20 protein-coding genes and 1 other RNA gene are annotated in these 14,542 nt (G+C 64.5%); 13 read left to right on the top strand and 8 right to left on the bottom strand.

The window, feature by feature from the left end; genetic code table 11:
• Positions 1-198: 198 nt before the first annotated feature.
• From pstC to phoB, 5 genes are read left to right on the top strand one after another with little or no spacing between them, the layout of a single operon-like run.
• On the top strand, positions 199-1,119 hold the full coding sequence (gene pstC, locus C5689_RS02920) for a phosphate ABC transporter permease subunit PstC (RefSeq protein WP_244594558.1): 921 nt from the start codon (positions 199-201) through the stop codon (positions 1,117-1,119).
• 3 nt (positions 1,120-1,122) lie between these two features.
• Positions 1,123-1,962, top strand: coding sequence for a phosphate ABC transporter permease PstA (gene pstA, locus C5689_RS02915; protein ID WP_108915768.1), 840 nt, complete (start codon positions 1,123-1,125; stop codon positions 1,960-1,962).
• Entirely contained in the window at positions 1,959-2,744 is a 786-nt protein-coding gene (gene pstB / locus C5689_RS02910) for a phosphate ABC transporter ATP-binding protein PstB (RefSeq protein ID WP_108915767.1), read from the top strand. Before pstA ends, pstB begins: the two co-directional genes overlap by 4 nt.
• Before the next feature lie 28 nt (positions 2,745-2,772).
• Positions 2,773-3,498, top strand: coding sequence for a phosphate signaling complex protein PhoU (gene phoU, locus C5689_RS02905; protein WP_108915766.1), 726 nt, complete (start codon positions 2,773-2,775; stop codon positions 3,496-3,498).
• Complete coding sequence (gene phoB, locus C5689_RS02900) at positions 3,495-4,238, top strand: phosphate regulon transcriptional regulator PhoB (RefSeq protein ID WP_108915765.1); 744 nt, start codon at positions 3,495-3,497, stop codon at positions 4,236-4,238. The genes phoU and phoB overlap by 4 nt, the downstream gene beginning before the upstream one ends.
• Before the next feature lie 36 nt (positions 4,239-4,274).
• Here phoB and C5689_RS02895 read toward each other — a convergent pair whose 3' ends face one another.
• The 7 genes from C5689_RS02895 to C5689_RS02860 form a co-directional block, all read right to left on the bottom strand.
• A complete protein-coding gene (locus C5689_RS02895) occupies positions 4,275-4,826 on the bottom strand; it encodes an SRPBCC family protein (RefSeq protein WP_108915764.1) in 552 nt (183 codons plus the stop codon).
• A 63-nt stretch (positions 4,827-4,889) separates the two neighbouring features.
• Positions 4,890-5,300, bottom strand: a complete 411-nt coding sequence (locus C5689_RS02890; RefSeq protein ID WP_108915833.1) for a VOC family protein — start codon at positions 5,298-5,300, stop codon at positions 4,890-4,892.
• Between the two features lie 95 nt (positions 5,301-5,395).
• The gene (locus tag C5689_RS02885; protein WP_108915763.1) at positions 5,396-5,809 is read right to left on the bottom strand and encodes a VOC family protein; all 414 of its coding nucleotides are present in this window, start codon (positions 5,807-5,809) and stop codon (positions 5,396-5,398) included.
• 39 nt (positions 5,810-5,848) lie between these two features.
• Positions 5,849-6,814 (bottom strand): SRPBCC family protein, encoded by a 966-nt coding sequence (locus tag C5689_RS02880; RefSeq protein WP_108915762.1) that lies wholly within the window; start codon positions 6,812-6,814, stop codon positions 5,849-5,851.
• Between the two features lie 352 nt (positions 6,815-7,166).
• Positions 7,167-8,069, bottom strand: a complete 903-nt coding sequence (locus C5689_RS02870) for an SRPBCC family protein (protein ID WP_108915761.1) — start codon at positions 8,067-8,069, stop codon at positions 7,167-7,169.
• Positions 8,053-8,397 (bottom strand): ArsR/SmtB family transcription factor, encoded by a 345-nt coding sequence (locus tag C5689_RS02865; RefSeq protein ID WP_108915760.1) that lies wholly within the window; start codon positions 8,395-8,397, stop codon positions 8,053-8,055. Before C5689_RS02865 ends, C5689_RS02870 begins: the two co-directional genes overlap by 17 nt.
• A gap of 87 nt (positions 8,398-8,484) precedes the next feature.
• Complete coding sequence (locus C5689_RS02860) at positions 8,485-8,838, bottom strand: DUF2200 domain-containing protein (protein WP_108915759.1); 354 nt, start codon at positions 8,836-8,838, stop codon at positions 8,485-8,487.
• A gap of 171 nt (positions 8,839-9,009) precedes the next feature.
• Between C5689_RS02860 and C5689_RS02855 the strand changes: the two genes are divergently transcribed.
• From C5689_RS02855 to C5689_RS02825, 7 genes are all read left to right on the top strand, one after another.
• Entirely contained in the window at positions 9,010-9,663 is a 654-nt protein-coding gene (locus C5689_RS02855) for a 50S ribosomal protein L25/general stress protein Ctc (protein ID WP_108915758.1), read from the top strand.
• 63 nt (positions 9,664-9,726) lie between these two features.
• Positions 9,727-10,332, top strand: a complete 606-nt coding sequence (gene pth, locus C5689_RS02850) for an aminoacyl-tRNA hydrolase (RefSeq protein WP_108915757.1) — start codon at positions 9,727-9,729, stop codon at positions 10,330-10,332.
• Between the two features lie 41 nt (positions 10,333-10,373).
• Positions 10,374-10,550, top strand: a complete 177-nt coding sequence (locus C5689_RS18320) for a hypothetical protein (RefSeq protein ID WP_158271732.1) — start codon at positions 10,374-10,376, stop codon at positions 10,548-10,550.
• Positions 10,551-10,668: 118 nt separating this feature from the next.
• Entirely contained in the window at positions 10,669-11,013 is a 345-nt protein-coding gene (locus tag C5689_RS02840; protein ID WP_108915832.1) for a ComEA family DNA-binding protein, read from the top strand.
• A 112-nt stretch (positions 11,014-11,125) separates the two neighbouring features.
• Positions 11,126-11,497: a transfer-messenger RNA gene (ssrA, locus tag C5689_RS02835) on the top strand.
• A 45-nt stretch (positions 11,498-11,542) separates the two neighbouring features.
• Positions 11,543-12,100, top strand: coding sequence for an SspB family protein (locus tag C5689_RS02830; protein WP_108915755.1), 558 nt, complete (start codon positions 11,543-11,545; stop codon positions 12,098-12,100).
• Between the two features lie 6 nt (positions 12,101-12,106).
• On the top strand, positions 12,107-12,304 hold the full coding sequence (locus C5689_RS02825) for a DUF4169 family protein (RefSeq protein WP_108915754.1): 198 nt from the start codon (positions 12,107-12,109) through the stop codon (positions 12,302-12,304).
• A gap of 137 nt (positions 12,305-12,441) precedes the next feature.
• On the opposite strand, the gene argH is transcribed toward C5689_RS02825, so the two are convergent.
• Positions 12,442-13,827, bottom strand: a complete 1,386-nt coding sequence (gene argH / locus C5689_RS02820; RefSeq protein WP_108915753.1) for an argininosuccinate lyase — start codon at positions 13,825-13,827, stop codon at positions 12,442-12,444.
• A gap of 22 nt (positions 13,828-13,849) precedes the next feature.
• Here argH and tlpA point away from each other — a divergent pair, with 22 nt between their 5' ends.
• Complete coding sequence (tlpA, locus tag C5689_RS02815; RefSeq protein WP_108915752.1) at positions 13,850-14,533, top strand: thiol:disulfide interchange protein TlpA; 684 nt, start codon at positions 13,850-13,852, stop codon at positions 14,531-14,533.
• The last annotated feature ends 9 nt before the right edge of the window (positions 14,534-14,542 follow it).

Here is a 14,542-nt window from a genome sequence, read left to right as displayed (position 1 = left end):
TTTCGACGCGGAGCCTCTCGACGCGGTGAGTTCTCCCGAGACCTGCGCTATGACCTCACATGAAAAATCCGCCTTCGGGAGCGCGCGATGGAAGCCGGCTTCAACCGCCAAACGAGAGATAATAGCGTGTCCGACCTAGCAATCGTAGATGCGACGCCCCGCGCCGCCGAAGTCGACCGCAGGAAAGTGCTCGGCCGCATGGCCCTGTTCGACTTCTTTTTTCATAATTTGACGCGCGCCGCGGCGATCCTCGTTCTCTTGATCCTCGGCGGCGTGATCTTCTCGCTCATCTATGGCTCGCTCCCGGCCATACAGGCTTTCGGCCTCGGGTTCCTGACGACGGAATCCTGGAATCCCGTCACCGAGAAATTCGGCGCCGTCGCGCCCATCTACGGCACTGTGGTGACCTCGACCATCGCCATGGTCATCGCCGTGCCGCTCGGCCTCGGCATCGCCATTTTCCTCACCGAGCTCTGCCCCCATGCGCTGCGCCGGCCGATCGGCGTCGCCATCGAGCTGCTCGCCGGCATTCCCTCGATCATCTACGGCATTTGGGGCCTGTTCGTGCTCGCCCCCTTCCTGCAGCAGCATGTGCAGCCGGCGCTGATCTCGCTCACCGGCGACATTCCCGTGCTGTCGAGCCTCTTCGCCGGCCCGCCCTATGGCATCGGAATGCTGACCGCGGGCTTCATCCTCGCCATCATGGTGCTGCCCTTCATCACCTCCATCTCGCGCGACGTGTTCGACACCGTGCCTCCGGTGCTGAAGGAGGCGGCCTCGGGCGTCGGCTGCACGACATGGGAAGTGATGCGCTATGTCGTCATCCCCTACACGCGCGTCGGCGTCATCGGCGGCGTGATGCTCGGCCTCGGCCGCGCGCTCGGCGAGACGATGGCCGTCACCTTCGTGATCGGCAATGCGCATAAAGTGTCGAGCTCTCTGCTCGCGCCGGGCACGACGATCTCGGCGACCATCGCCAATGAATTCACCGAGGCGGTCGGCGATCTCTATACGTCGGCGCTGATCGAGCTCGGCCTCATCCTCTTCGTCATCACCTTCTTCGTTCTGGCGGCGGCGCGCTTCATGCTGATGCGCATCGAGCAGAAATCGGGAGCCTGACCTTTGTCCCTCTATTCCTCCCGCCGACGCACCAATGCGCTCGCGACCACTCTGTGCTGGACCGGCACGATTTTCGGTCTCGCCTGGCTGGTGCTGATCCTCGGCGCGCTGATCTATGAAGGCGCCCGCGGCCTCACGCCGGCCGTCTTCACCGAAATGACGCCGCCGCCCGGCTCCAGCGGCGGTCTGCTCAACGCCATCGCCGGCTCGCTGGTGATGACGGTGATCGGCGTGCTGCTCGGCACGCCGCTCGGAATGCTCGCCGGCACCTTCATGGCCGAATATGGCCGCTACTCGAAGCTCGCCACCGTGGTGCGCTTCATCAACGACATTCTGCTCAGCGCGCCCTCCATCGTCATCGGCCTCTTCGTCTATACGGTGGTGGTGGCCCGCGTCGGACATTTCTCCGGCATAGCCGGCGCTCTGGCGCTCGCCGTGCTGGTGGTGCCGGTCGTCGTGCGCACGACGGAGGACATGCTGCTGCTGGTGCCGAGCCCGCTGCGCGAGGCGGCGGCGGCGCTCGGCCTGCCGCGCTCCCATATGCTGATGCGCGTCGCCTATCGCGCCGCGAAATCCGGCATCGTCACCGGCGTGCTGCTGGCCGTGGCCCGCGTCTCCGGCGAGACGGCGCCGCTGCTCTTCACCTCGCTCAACAATCAGTTCTGGAGCACGGATCTCAACGCGCCGGTCTCCAGCCTGCCCGTCGTCATCTTCCAATTCGCGCTCTCGCCCTACAAGGATTGGCAGCAGCTCGCCTGGACCGGCGCTCTGCTCGTCACCGTCGCCGTCCTTCTGCTCTCTATCACCGCGCGCGCGCTCAGCAGCCAGGGAACACAAAAATGACCGCCATGCCGGTTGTCGAAGCCTCCATTCCGACCAAAGTCTCGGTTCGCGATCTGGATTTCTATTACGGGTCGTCGAAAGCGCTGAAATCGATCTCGCTGCCGCTCTACACCAATAAGGTGACGGCCTTCATCGGCCCGTCCGGCTGCGGCAAATCGACTCTGCTGCGCATATTGAACCGCATGTACGACCTCTATCCGCGGCAGCGCGCCGAGGGCGAGGTGCTGCTCGACGGCGAGAACATCCTCGACCCGAGCATCGACCTCAACCTGCTGCGCTCGCGCGTCGGCATGGTGTTCCAGAAGCCGACGCCCTTCCCCATGTCGATCTACGACAATATCGCCTTCGGCATTCGCCTCTATGAGAAGCTGTCGCGCAGCGAGCTCGACGGCCGCGTCGAGGCGGCGCTGCGTGGCGCGGCGCTGTGGGACGAAGTGCGCGACAAGCTGAATTCGAGCGGCCTCGGCCTCTCGGGCGGTCAGCAGCAGCGCCTGTGCATCGCGCGCACCGTCGCCATTCAGCCGGAGGTGATCCTGTTCGACGAGCCCTGCTCGGCGCTGGACCCGATCTCGACGGCGAAGATCGAGGAGCTCATCGACGAATTGTCGGAGCGCTACACGATCGCCATCGTCACCCACAATATGCAGCAGGCGGCGCGCGTCTCCGACTACACTGCTTTCATGTATCTCGGCGATCTCGTCGAATTCGGCGAGACGAACAATCTGTTCACCGCGCCGCAGAACAAGAAGACCCAGGACTATATCACCGGCCGCTTCGGCTGAGCGCGATCGCGCACGAGGATTATGAGACATGAGCGAACATATCGTCAGCTCCTATGACCGCGACCTCGAAGTGCTCGGCCGCCGTATCGCCGAGATGGGAGGCATCGCCGAGAAAATGCTCGCCGAAGCCATGGATGCGCTCGCCAATTTCGACATTGAGCTCGCCCATCGCGTCGTCGCCACCGATCAGCGCCTCGACGCGCTGCAGCGGGAGATAGAGGAGAACGCCATCCTCACCATCGCGCGGCGTCAGCCGCTCGCCATCGATCTGCGCGAATGCATCGCCGCGATGCGCATCGCCGCCGATCTCGAGCGCGTCGGCGATCTCGCCAAGAGCATCGCCAAGCGCACGGTGAAAATCCTCTCCGAGGCGCGCGTGCCGCGCGCCATCATCGGCCTCAAGACGATGGCGGAAGTGGCCGCCATGCAATTGAAGGACGTGCTCGACGCCTACGCCCAGCGCGACGTCGAGCGCGCCCGCGCCGTGTGGACCAATGACAGCGAGCTCGACGCGCTGGAAGATTCGGTGTTCCGCGATCTCCTCACCTTCATGATGGAGGATCCGCGCAATATCTCCTTCTGCACGCATCTGCTCTTCTGCTCGAAGAATATAGAGCGGATCGGCGATCACACCACCAATATCGCCGAGACGATCGTCTATCTCGTCACTGGCGAGTCGATGCCGACCGACCGCCCCAAGGGCAAGTCGTCCAGCATCTCCCCCAGCGTGGAAACGGATGAGCCCTCGCAATGAACGAGATTCGCGTCGCAACGCCGCGCGAGACGCCGCACGATCGGGCGCCGCGAATTCTCGTCGTGGAAGACGAGGCGGCCCTCGCATTGTTGCTCGCCTATAATCTCGAATCGGAAGGCTTCCAGGTCGAACATGTCGAGCGCGGCGACGAGGCGGAAATCCGCCTCGCCGAATCCGTGCCCGATCTCGTCATTCTCGACTGGATGCTGCCCGGCGTTTCCGGCCTGGAAATCTGCCGGCGGCTGCGCGCGCGCGACGACACGCGCACAATGCCGATCATCATGCTCACCGCGCGCGGCGACGAGAACGAGCGCGTGCGCGGTCTCTCGGTGGGCGCCGATGATTATGTGGTGAAGCCCTTCTCCACGCCGGAGCTGATGGCGCGCGTTCACGCTCTGCTGCGCCGCGCGCGGCCGGAGCGCGTGGCGACGCGGCTCGTCGCCGGGGACATAGACCTCGACCGCGAGACGCGGCGGGTGAAGCGTGGCGGGCGCGAGATTCATCTCGGCCCGACGGAGTTCCGCCTGCTGGAATATCTGATGGAAAAGCCCGGCCGCGTCTTCTCGCGCGCGCAATTGCTCGACAGCGTCTGGGGGCTGTCGGCGGAGATCGACGAGCGCACCGTGGACGTCCATGTCGGCCGTCTGCGCAAGGCGATCATCCGCGGCCGCGAGAAGGACCCGATCCGCACTGTGCGCGGCACCGGCTATTCTTTCGACGAGACCTTCGGGCGCAATTGAGGCGCGGCCGAAGGCTCCTCTCTCGACATCGCATCATCACGCTGTCGGCGCCGCCTCGTCGCGGGCCGTCTCGACGAGGCGCTCGAGATCGCCGAGACCTTGCTCGAAAGCGCCGCCGACCATTTTTTCCGGCCGCATGACGAGGCTGAACAGCTTGCCGAGGAAGGGCTGGCGCCCTTTCATGTCCCAGGTGACGAGCGAGCCGCCATTCTGCGGCGCAATGGTGAATTCGACGCGATTGCTGCATTTCATCGGCCGATCCAGGCGTAATGTGACGACCACTTTCGACGGCGCGACGGATTCGACGATCTCGACTCGCCCCGCGCCGACCTTCGCATTGCCTTCGAAATCACAGGCCGCGCCGACGCCGCGTTCCGGCCCGGCGTAGGAGAGCTTCACGCTCGGATCCTTCACGAAAGGACTCCATTCATTGCTCGCGCGCGGATCGTCGATCAGCGGAAATATTCGCTCCGGCGGCGCGGCGATGAAGATGGAGCGCGCGATGTGGCAGACGTCCGGCTGGCGCGCGGCCAGGACGAGAATTGCGGCGATGATGACGGCGACGCCGGCGCCGATGATTTCCAACATGTCGAACCTCGAAAAAAAGCGGAGCGGCGCTCCCGCTCACGAGCGAAAGAGCGCCGCGCGCCGTCATTGCGGCAGCACGACCATCCAGGGCACGCCGAAGCGGTCGGTGAGCATTCCGAACGCGGGTGAGAAGAAAGTTCTGGTCAAGCGCATCTTCGTCTCGCCGCCCTCGGCGAGCGCGGCGAAGACGCGTTCGGCCTCCTCTTGCGTCTTCGCGCTATAGGACAGCGAGAAGCCCTTGAAGCCGGTCTCCTCGCCGTCGCCGTCCGAGCCGAAGACGATCGTGTCGCCGATCTTCAGCGCCATATGCATGACCTTGGCGCTCCAGCCGGGCGGCAGCATTTCCTCCGGCTGGGGCAAAGGGCTGTCCTTGTAGCGCATCAGCATCTGTATCTGCGCGCCGAGCGCCTTCTCATAAAAGGCGGCGGCTTCTTCGGCGCGGCCGTCGAAGATCAGATAGGGTTGAATCGACATCATGTTTCTCCCAGCGAGCGTCGCGGACGGACGCTCGTTTCCTGGGAGGAGATCATGTCCGCGCAAAGCGCTTCGTCAACCGTCCCGCACCTTTTTCACTTCGGGACGATGATCATCCAGAGCACGCCGAAGCGATCGACCGCCATGCCGAAGGTGACGGCGAAAAACGTCTCGCCCAAGGGCATTCGCGCCTCGCCGCCATCGGCGAGCGCGCCGAACATGCGCTCGGCCTCCGCCACGCTCTTCGCCTCGAGCGAAACGCCGAATCCGTTGAAGCCGGCGGGACCCGTTCCGCAACCGTCCGACAGGAACACTTCCGAATCGCCGATCCGAAGGCAGGAATGCATGATCTTCTTGCCCCAATCGGGCGCGAGCGCGCCGGGCGGCGGCGGCTCGGGGCTCTCGTCGAAGCGCAGAAGGAAATTCACCTCGGCGCCGAGCGCGTTTTGGTAGAAAGCGATGGCTTCGTCCGCACGGCCGGAGAAGAAAAGATAAGGTTTGATCGGCATCGATTGCTCCTTCTGTTTTAAAAGATCCGGGTGTCGCGATCAGCTCGCGGCGAGGTAATCGTCGAGCTGCTCGAATGTGCCGGCCCAGCCCTGCGTCATGGCGTCGAGCGCGCCCGCGAAAGTGGCGATCTCCTCGGCGCGGGCCTCGTGCGGCCGTGCGACGAGCGTCAATTCGCAGCCGCCGTCTCGCTCCGCGAAGCGATAGACGGTCGCGAGCTTCAGCGGCCATGTCGCGCTCAGCGGATGGCGCGTGAGGCCGCGTTTCTCATCCGAGAAGGAGGCGACGAGCGCGATGCGCGTCGGCGCCTCGATCTCGCTATATTCGAAGAGGCCCCATATGGCGCCGCCGTCGGGCGTGCGCAGGCCGTAATGGTAAGAGCCGCCGGGACGGAAATCCATTTGCGAGGCGATGACGGGAACGCCTTTCGGCCCGAACCATCGCGCCATGCGCTCCGGCTCGGTAAGAGCCTTCCACAGGCGCTCGCGCGAGGCGGCGAAGCGGCGCGACGTCTCGAAGATCGGGCCGGCCGAGTCCAGGATGAAATCGCCGAGGCGATCGAGATTTTCGGAAAGGCCGACCGCCGCCCCATAGTCGCGCTCGACGCGATCGCGCTCGGCGAGAGTGGGAAAGCGATTGCGCCACTCGATGCGCGTCTTCTCGCCTTCCTCGGAAAAGGAGATCGTCACCTCCATGCGAAGCGGCTCTGCGCCGTCGTCGCCCGGATGAACATAGGAGATGCGCTCGGGCCTTCTTATCTCCTGAAAGACGATTTTATTCTCATAATCGCGTCCGTCCGGGCCATGCATGACGAAACGCCAGACGCCACCGGGCGAAAATTCGAAAGCCTGCATCGCCAGCGAGAAGCCCTTCGGCCCGAACCATCGCGCGAGTCGATCGGCCGACGAGAAAGCGTCGAAAACCAGCGCGCGCGGCGCCGCGAAGAGGCGCACGTCGGAGATTTCTGGAACGTCGCGGGGTATGGAAATGCACAATTCTTCGGACATGACATCTCCTCGATGAACGCTTCGCCGATCGAGACTCGCCGTCTAAGTTTGCGACGCTGTCGACGCGTTCTCGCAATAGTCTTTCAATTGCGCGTCGAGCGCGCGCGAAGGCGGGACGAGCCTCGCATCGGGCGCGATATGACGCGAGAGTGGGAAATTCGTACAAGATCGCAGAGTCGCGCATCTTCGAGATAGCCGCGGCGCGTCATCCAGCGTTGCAAATAGCGCCCATCGCACACGCAGATCGCGAACATAGCCGCGAGCGACCGGAGGAACCCAACGAAGTGCGGCGAGCGTAGGCTTCATCATCGTCCTCACATGACGGGTAACGAGCGGCGATCGACTCTTCCGCTCAATGATCGCTGGTGGCGAGCTCGCGCGCGAGCTCCGCGAGATAATCGAAAGCGCCGGTCCAGCCATTGCTGTGCGAGGCGGCGGATTCCGCCGTGGCGAGGCCGCTCTGCACGAAGGTCATCTCGGTCTCGCCGTTTTGCTCGACGAGCTCCATTTCCAGCGTCGTCAGCGCTTTCGGCTCGAGGTGATTGCGTTCCCATTGATGCGTCATCACGAGCCGCGCGGGCGCGTCTATTTCGAGATATTCGCCGTGATGAATGAAATCGTCGCCTTCGGGCGAGCGCATGCCCGAGCGCCATTTGCCGCCGATGCGCAGATCATTCTCGGCGAACAGCACTTGGAAGCGCGCGGGGCAGAGCCAGCGCATCATATGCTGCGGCTCCGTCAAGCATTTGAAGACGAGCGCGCGCGGCGCCGCGAATTTGCGCAGCAGAATGAGCCGATGCGGGGCGTCGGCCTCGCCCGTCTCGCGCGCGAGACCTTCGAGAATTCCGGCCCAGCCGGCGCGGATGGCGAAGGATTTGGCGGCCGCTTCCGTCGTCATATGATGCGTCAGCGTCAACAGGCTGCCGACGCCGTCGGGGCGAATGTCGATCGCGATCCGCGTGGACGAGCATTCGCGTTGCAATCCCAGAGTGAAGACGAGGCGGCTCGGTCGCTCGATCTCGACATATTCGCCGAAATGCGTCGCGAGAATTTCTCCGCGCTGCTCGTGAATGGCGAAGCCGCCGCCGACGCGGGCGTCGATCTCGACATGCGCCGACTGGCCTGTCGGCGTGCGGAACAGCCAGCGTCCGACGGCTTTGGGGTCGAGCCAGGCGTCGAAGAGGAGCGCCGGCGGCGCCGCGAAGCGGCGCGTGATCGTCAGCGGCGGGATGGCGTCGTCAATTCTTTTGAGCATCGGGGTCGCCCTTCTGCAATTCGGCGAGATAGGCGTCGAGCCGGTCGAAGCTCTCGTCCCAGAAACGCCGATAGGTCTCGAGCCAATCGGAAACGTCGCGGAGCCGCGCCACGTCCAGCTTGCAGGGACGCGATTGGGCGGCGCGGCCGCGGGTGATGAGGCCGGCCTGCTCGAGCACCTTCAGATGCTTCGAGACCGCCGGCTGGCTGATGGAAAAAGGAGCCGCCAGCTGGCCGACGGAGGCTTCACCCTGTGCGAGCCGCGCGAGTATGGCGCGTCTCGTAGGGTCCGCCAGAGCGGCGAAGGTGGCGCTGAGGGGGTCGGGCATTATTTACCTACCATGTATGTAACTAATAAGTTATATAACTGATCCGGAAATCCGCTGTCAAGCTCTGCCTCTCGGCTTCGCTCGCGATCAAGTCTCTCGAAGTATTTTCTCTATCGGCCTGCCACGCGCCAGCTCGTCGATGAGTTTGTCCAAATATCTGATTTCGCGCATGGTCGGCTCTTCTATATCCTCCAGTCGGACGCCGCAGATCATGCCCGTGATCGCGACGCGCGACGGATTGAGCCGCGGCGCCAGCGCAAAGAACGTTTCGAAATCCGTCTGCTCCTCCAGCCGAGCGCGCAGCTCGCGCGGATCATAGCCGGTCAGCCAGGCAATGATCTGATCGACCTCTTCTCGCGTACGTCCCTTTTTCTCCGCTTTCGCGACATAGAGCGGATAGACGCTCGCGAAGCTGGTCGTATAAATCTTATGCTTCGCCATGAATTTCTCCTTTCGAAATCATCGACGGCTCGATGAAGGAAACCGAACCCTTCATGCGGCGCCCCGAGCCTTGCCACCAAATTGGCCCTCGCCTATAAGCCAGCGGCGCGCCGGCATCCGACACCCCTGGAGGCGAAAGGCGCGCTTTCTCTTTTAAAAAAGGACACCGAAATGGCCGAGATCAAGAAGCTCGCGGCCGCGGTGCGCAGCGGGACAGGCAAGGGGGCCGCCCGCAGCGTTCGCCGTGAGGGCCGTATACCAGGAGTCGTCTATGGCGGCGGCGAGGCGCCGACGCCGCTGTCGCTCGACAAAAAAGAGCTGACCAAGCTCATCTACGCCGGGCATTTCCTCACGACGATCTTCGAGCTCGACATAGACGGCAAGCCCGAGCGCGTCATTCCGCGCGACTATCAGCTCGACGTCGTCAAGGACTTCCCGCTGCATGTCGACTTTCTGCGCCTGAAGGCCGGCTCGCGCCTGCGCGTCGACGTGCCGGTGCATTTCGTCAATCATGACGCGGCTCCGGGCCTCAAGCGCGGCGGCTCGCTCAACATCGTCTTCCACGCGATCGAGATGTGGGTGCCGGCGGACAACATCCCCGACGCCATCACCGCCGATCTCACCGGGCTCGACTTCAACGATTCGCTGCAGATCTCGGCGTTCACCCTGCCGCCGAACTGCAAGCCGACCAATCCCGACAAGAACTTCACCGTGGCGTCGATCGCGCCGCCGGTGATCACGGCCGAGGAGATCGCGGCCGCTGCGGCCGCCGCCGCGGCTCCGGTCAAGGGCAAGGGCGGCAAGGCCGCTCCCGCGAAGAAGTAACGAGACGGGCGATCGGCGCAGGCCGCCGATCGCCCGCTTGTTTCGGCACGGAGCCAATCGGCCATGCTGCTCTTCGTCGGCCTCGGCAATCCCGGCCGCGAATATGCCGGGAACCGGCATAATATCGGCTTCATGGCGGTCGAGAAGATCGCCGACGCCCATGGCTTTTCCGCGCCGCGCTCCCGCTTCCAGGGCCTCGTCCGCGAGGGGACCATCGCCGGCGAGCGCGTGCTGGCGCTGCTGCCGCAGACCTATATGAACGAGTCGGGCCGCTCTGTCGGCGAGGCGCTGCGCTTTCACAAGATCGCGCTGTCGGATGTCGTCGTTTTTCACGACGAGCTCGATCTCGCCCCCGCCAAATGCCGCGTGAAGATCGGCGGCGGCGCGGCCGGCCATAATGGCCTGCGCTCCATCGGCGCCCATATCGGGCAGGATTTCAAGCGTATGCGGCTCGGCATCGGCCATCCGGGCGACAAGGCCCGCGTGCATTCTTACGTTTTGGGCGATTTCGCCAAGAGCGAGGAACCCTGGGTGAAGGCGCTCTGCGGCGCGCTGGCCGACAATGCGGCGCTGATCGCAAAGGGCGACGACGCCGGCCTGCAGAACAAGATTCATCTCGCCATGGACGCCGCGGGCTTTGCCGCGCCCAAGCGCGTGGGCGAAGCGTGATTGCGCGCGCGGCCTTCGCCCTCGCGTTTTTCTGCGCGAACATGGCCTTCGCCGTGGAGGAAAAGCCGTCGCAAGCCTATGGCGAGGATCATCCGTCCTGCCTCGAATGGACCGACGGCTGCCTCGTCTGCGCCCGGCTGGAGGATGGCTCGGCGGCCTGCTCCATGGTCGGCGCGGCCTGCCTGCCGGCGGCGGTCTCCTGCCTGAAGAGCAAATGAAGCCCGGGCGCGGCGGCTGAATTTCAGCTGAACGCCGCATTCAAAACGGGTTCAGCGGGGCGCCGGCATGATGCGCTCGTCGATCGGGGAAATGTCCCGGTCCAAGGAGACAGCCATCATGAAGACCAACGCCATTCTCGCCATCGCCCTTTTCGCTTCCGCTCCGGCTTTCGCCCAGACCGCGACCGCCCCTGCCGCCAAGGCCCCGGCGGGCCCCGCCTCCACCGTCGCCGCCCCGGTCAAGCAAGTCGTCGCCGTCTCCGCGCCGCTCGACATCAACGCCGCCACGGTGGAGCAGCTCTCCGCCGTCAAGGGCCTCACCCACACTCTGGCCGAGGCGATCGTGAAGGGCCGGCCCTATAAATCCACGGATGAGCTGGTGAAGAACCGCATTCTGACCGATGCGCTGTTCGCCCAGGTCAAGGACGGGCTGACGGTCAAGGACGCGCCCAAGCACAACTGATCCGAGCCCGGCGACCTCCCCGAGCCAGCTCGCGAAACGCCCGCCGATCCTCGGCGGGCGTTTTCGGCGTCCGTGCAGAAAGTCGGGGAGATCGACGAAGCTTTGCGCGCAGCCCCTTTCCGCATCGTCCCTTAATGCGTATATTGTGAGCTGCCGCCTCTCGGGGCGGCTATGGCGATAAACGAACTCCGTAATAAACCTATCGGACCCGGGGGCGGTACCCGGCGCCTCCACCAGAGGCCGTCACGCGAAATCTTCACGTCGCGGCTTGTGGCGGGGGCGAAATAGGATCGACGAGGGCGTAAAGGGTGCTTTTTCGCTCGGCATGATACCGCCGTTATCGGGTCAAACCTTATAGTTGCCAACGACAACTATGCTCCGGTGGCCGTCGCTGCGTAATGCAGTGAAGGTACTGGGATTCAAGCCCTAGGGGGTTGCACTTCTAGGCGGGGCTCGGAGGCGCCTGGCAACAGAAGCCTCCACTTTCGTCCCGACGGGGCAGAGCGAACAGGGGTTCTCGGCGAGCGTCATGTCCACCGACCTCATCAGATACGATCTTCTCGTCCAGGACGCGCTGCGCGGCGTCATGCGCAAGGTTCTCGCCGATGCGGCGGCGGCCGGCCGTCTGCCGGGCGATCATCATTTCACCATCAGCTTCCGCACCAAGGCGCCGGGGGTCAGAATCTCCAAGCGCCTCGCCGAGCAATGGCCGCAGGAGATGACCATCATCCTGCAGCATCAATATTCCAATCTCCTCGTCGACGAGCGCGGCTTTTCGGTGGGCCTGTCCTTCCGCAGCATTCCCGAGCAGCTCTATGTGCCCTTCGATGCGGTGACGGTCTTCTCCGACCCTTCCGTCGATTTCGGCCTCAAATGGGAGGTGGACGAGCTCGCCCCCGCCCGCGAGGAGGAGCCGACCCGTTTTCCCGCCCGGCCGCAGCCCACCGGCGAGGCGGCTCCGCCCCGGCACGGCCCGCGTCCCGCCGCCCGCAGCGAGAAGCGTCAGGAGACTGAGCCCGCCGCTGCGGAGGAGAGCGGCGAGGCCGCCAAAATCGTCTCCATCGACGCCTTCCGCAAAAAGACCTGATTCGCCATGGGCGAGATCGTCAATCTGCGACGCGCCCGCAAGGTCAGGGATAGACGCGCCAAAGAGGCGGAGGCGGACGCCAATCGCCTCGCCCATGGGCGTATGAAGTCCGAGCGAGCGCTCGACGAAGCGACAGCGCGTCTCGAGAAAGAAAAGCTCGACGCGCATCGGCTGCAAGGGTCGCGATCCGAGCCGGAGCGATAATACCGGCCAAATGCGACACGCTTTTTGCGCAGCAAAAAGCCTCGAAGGATGCTTCAGCACCGAGCGGCCGCAATCCTTCGAGACGCCCGCTTCGCGAGGGTGGGGAAACCTTCACCCGACTGCCCGGCTTCAGACGTTTACTTCTTCGCCAAATGCTTCAGCCAGCGCCGCGCCTGCTTGCGCACATTCTCCGGCGCCGTGCCGCCATAGCTCACCCGGCTCTTCACCGATTTCTCGACGCCGAGCACGCTGAACACATCCTCTGTGATGCGCGGCTCGACCTCCTGCATCGTCTCCAGCGGCAGCTTCTCGAGGCCGACACTGCGCTCGGCGGCGATTCCGACGATGCGGCCGGTCACGTGATGCGCCTCGCGGAAGGGCAGATTCAGCGCGCGCACCAGCCAATCGGCGAGGTCGGTGGCCGTGGCGTAGCCCGCGCCCGCCGCCTTGCGCATTCGGGGGCGATCGACGCTCATGTCGCGAATCATGCCGGCCATCGCCGCCACGCAGAGCGCGAAATTGTCGAGCGCGTCGAATGTGCCTTCCTTATCCTCCTGCATATCCTTCGAATAAGCGAGCGGCAGGCCCTTCATCACCACGAGCATCGCCTGCAGCGCGCCGATGATGCGTCCCGTCTTGCCGCGCACCAGCTCGGCGGCGTCGGGATTGCGCTTCTGCGGCATGATCGACGAGCCGGTGGTGAATTTGTCGGAGAGCGCGACAAAGGCGAATTGCGAGGTCGTCCACAGCACGATCTCCTCGGCGAAACGCGAGAGATGCGTCGCCGAGATCGCCATTGCGGAAAGCGTCTCCAGCACGAAATCGCGATCGGAGACGCTGTCCAAGGAATTGGCCGTCGGCCGCGCGAAGCCGAGCGCCTTGGCCGTCTTCTCGCGATCAATGGGGAAAGACGTGCCGGCCAGCGCCGCCGCGCCGAGCGGAGATTCGTTCAGCCGCGCGCGGGCGTCGGCGAAGCGGCCGCGGTCGCGCGCCAGCATTTCGACATAAGCGAGCAGATGATGCCCGAAAGTGACGGGCTGAGCCGATTGCAGATGGGTGAAGCCCGGCATCACGCTGCCCGCTTCCTCCAGCGCCTTCTCGGCGAGGGCGAGCTGGAGATCGGCGAGCTGCGCGTCTATGTCGTCGATCGCGTCGCGGACATAGAGGCGGAAATCGGTCGCCACCTGGTCGTTGCGCGAGCGCGCCGTATGCAGCCGCCCGGCCGCCGGGCCGATGAGCTCGGCGAGGCGCGACTCGACATTCATATGAATGTCTTCGAGCGCGCGCGAGAAGGTGAAGCGCCCCTCCTCGATTTCGCCGCGGATTTGTTCTAGACCGCGCGTGATGGCGGCGGCGTCCTCGGCCGAGATTATGCCGGTTTCGGCCAGCATGGCGACATGAGCGAGGGAGCCCCGCACATCCTGTGGGCCGAGGCGCTTGTCGAAATCGATGGAGACGTTGATCGCCTCCAGGATCGCGTCGGTTGCGCTCTGAAAGCGGCCCCCCCATATTTTGCTCGTCATAACTCCTCGCGGAACAGGATCGATGACCGACCAGATGGAAAGCTCCAGCCGAGGCAATCTGCCGAAAATCGCGGGCGCGACTCTCGCCGTCGCCGCCGTCGCCGGCGTTCTATACGTGAACGGCGGCGGCAGCGGCAAGACGAGCGTGGTGAGTGAGGCTTGCGCCGCCTCGCGCGAGACCTCGCAGCGCGTGTCGGCGCTCGCCAAGGGCGAGGTCGCGGCCATGTCGATCGCCAATGCGCCCGAGCCCATGCCCGAAGTGACCTTCACCGGGCCGGACGGAAAGCCGCGCAAGCTCGAGGATTTCAAGGGCAAGACCGTGCTGCTCAATCTGTGGGCCACATGGTGCGTGCCCTGCCGCGGCGAGATGGCCGCGCTCGATCGGCTGCAGGCGGCGGCCGGCTCCGACAAGTTCGAGGTGGTGACGATCAATGTCGACACCTCGAGGCTCGAACGGCCCAAGGCTTTTCTCGGCGAGATCGGCGCGAAGAATCTCGCCTATTACGCCGATCCCAAGGCGGAAATCTTCTTCCAGCTGCGCCAAAGCGGCCAGGCGCTGGGCCTGCCGACGACCTTTTTGATCGACGGCTCCGGCTGCCAGATCGGCCTGATGCAGGGGCCGGCCAATTGGGACTCGGAAGAGGGCCGCTCTCTGGTGACGCGCACGGCGGAAATCTCCTCGCGGCCGACGCCGACGACGCCTTGAGGATGATCT

The sequence above is a fragment of the Methylosinus sporium genome (assembly GCF_003113265.1).
Lineage (GTDB): Bacteria > Pseudomonadota > Alphaproteobacteria > Rhizobiales > Beijerinckiaceae > Methylosinus > Methylosinus sporium.
The sequence above is the reverse complement of the archived record's forward strand: the minus strand, read 5'-3'. Positions and strand labels throughout refer to the sequence as shown.

What these genes read in the sequence shown, in the direction of transcription:
- C5689_RS02860 (WP_108915759.1), bottom strand. Translation starts at nt 8,838, where the DNA reads ATGGCGAAGCATAAGATTTATACGACCAGCTTCGCGAGCGTCTATCCG.
- C5689_RS02885 (WP_108915763.1), bottom strand. Translation starts at nt 5,809, where the DNA reads ATGCCGATCAAACCTTATCTTTTCTTCTCCGGCCGTGCGGACGAAGCC.
- C5689_RS18320 (WP_158271732.1), top strand. Translation starts at nt 10,374, where the DNA reads ATGGCCTTCGCCGTGGAGGAAAAGCCGTCGCAAGCCTATGGCGAGGAT.
- pth (WP_108915757.1), top strand. Translation starts at nt 9,727, where the DNA reads ATGCTGCTCTTCGTCGGCCTCGGCAATCCCGGCCGCGAATATGCCGGG.
- phoB (WP_108915765.1), top strand. Translation starts at nt 3,495, where the DNA reads ATGAACGAGATTCGCGTCGCAACGCCGCGCGAGACGCCGCACGATCGG.
- C5689_RS02855 (WP_108915758.1), top strand. Translation starts at nt 9,010, where the DNA reads ATGGCCGAGATCAAGAAGCTCGCGGCCGCGGTGCGCAGCGGGACAGGC.
- argH (WP_108915753.1), bottom strand. Translation starts at nt 13,827, where the DNA reads ATGACGAGCAAAATATGGGGGGGCCGCTTTCAGAGCGCAACCGACGCG.
- phoU (WP_108915766.1), top strand. Translation starts at nt 2,773, where the DNA reads ATGAGCGAACATATCGTCAGCTCCTATGACCGCGACCTCGAAGTGCTC.
- C5689_RS02830 (WP_108915755.1), top strand. Translation starts at nt 11,543, where the DNA reads ATGTCCACCGACCTCATCAGATACGATCTTCTCGTCCAGGACGCGCTG.
- C5689_RS02865 (WP_108915760.1), bottom strand. Translation starts at nt 8,397, where the DNA reads ATGCCCGACCCCCTCAGCGCCACCTTCGCCGCTCTGGCGGACCCTACG.
- pstB (WP_108915767.1), top strand. Translation starts at nt 1,959, where the DNA reads ATGACCGCCATGCCGGTTGTCGAAGCCTCCATTCCGACCAAAGTCTCG.
- C5689_RS02890 (WP_108915833.1), bottom strand. Translation starts at nt 5,300, where the DNA reads ATGTCGATTCAACCCTATCTGATCTTCGACGGCCGCGCCGAAGAAGCC.
- C5689_RS02840 (WP_108915832.1), top strand. Translation starts at nt 10,669, where the DNA reads ATGAAGACCAACGCCATTCTCGCCATCGCCCTTTTCGCTTCCGCTCCG.
- C5689_RS02825 (WP_108915754.1), top strand. Translation starts at nt 12,107, where the DNA reads ATGGGCGAGATCGTCAATCTGCGACGCGCCCGCAAGGTCAGGGATAGA.
- C5689_RS02895 (WP_108915764.1), bottom strand. Translation starts at nt 4,826, where the DNA reads ATGTTGGAAATCATCGGCGCCGGCGTCGCCGTCATCATCGCCGCAATT.
- C5689_RS02880 (WP_108915762.1), bottom strand. Translation starts at nt 6,814, where the DNA reads ATGTCCGAAGAATTGTGCATTTCCATACCCCGCGACGTTCCAGAAATC.
- C5689_RS02870 (WP_108915761.1), bottom strand. Translation starts at nt 8,069, where the DNA reads ATGCTCAAAAGAATTGACGACGCCATCCCGCCGCTGACGATCACGCGC.
- tlpA (WP_108915752.1), top strand. Translation starts at nt 13,850, where the DNA reads ATGACCGACCAGATGGAAAGCTCCAGCCGAGGCAATCTGCCGAAAATC.
- pstC (WP_244594558.1), top strand. Translation starts at nt 199, where the DNA reads ATGGCCCTGTTCGACTTCTTTTTTCATAATTTGACGCGCGCCGCGGCG.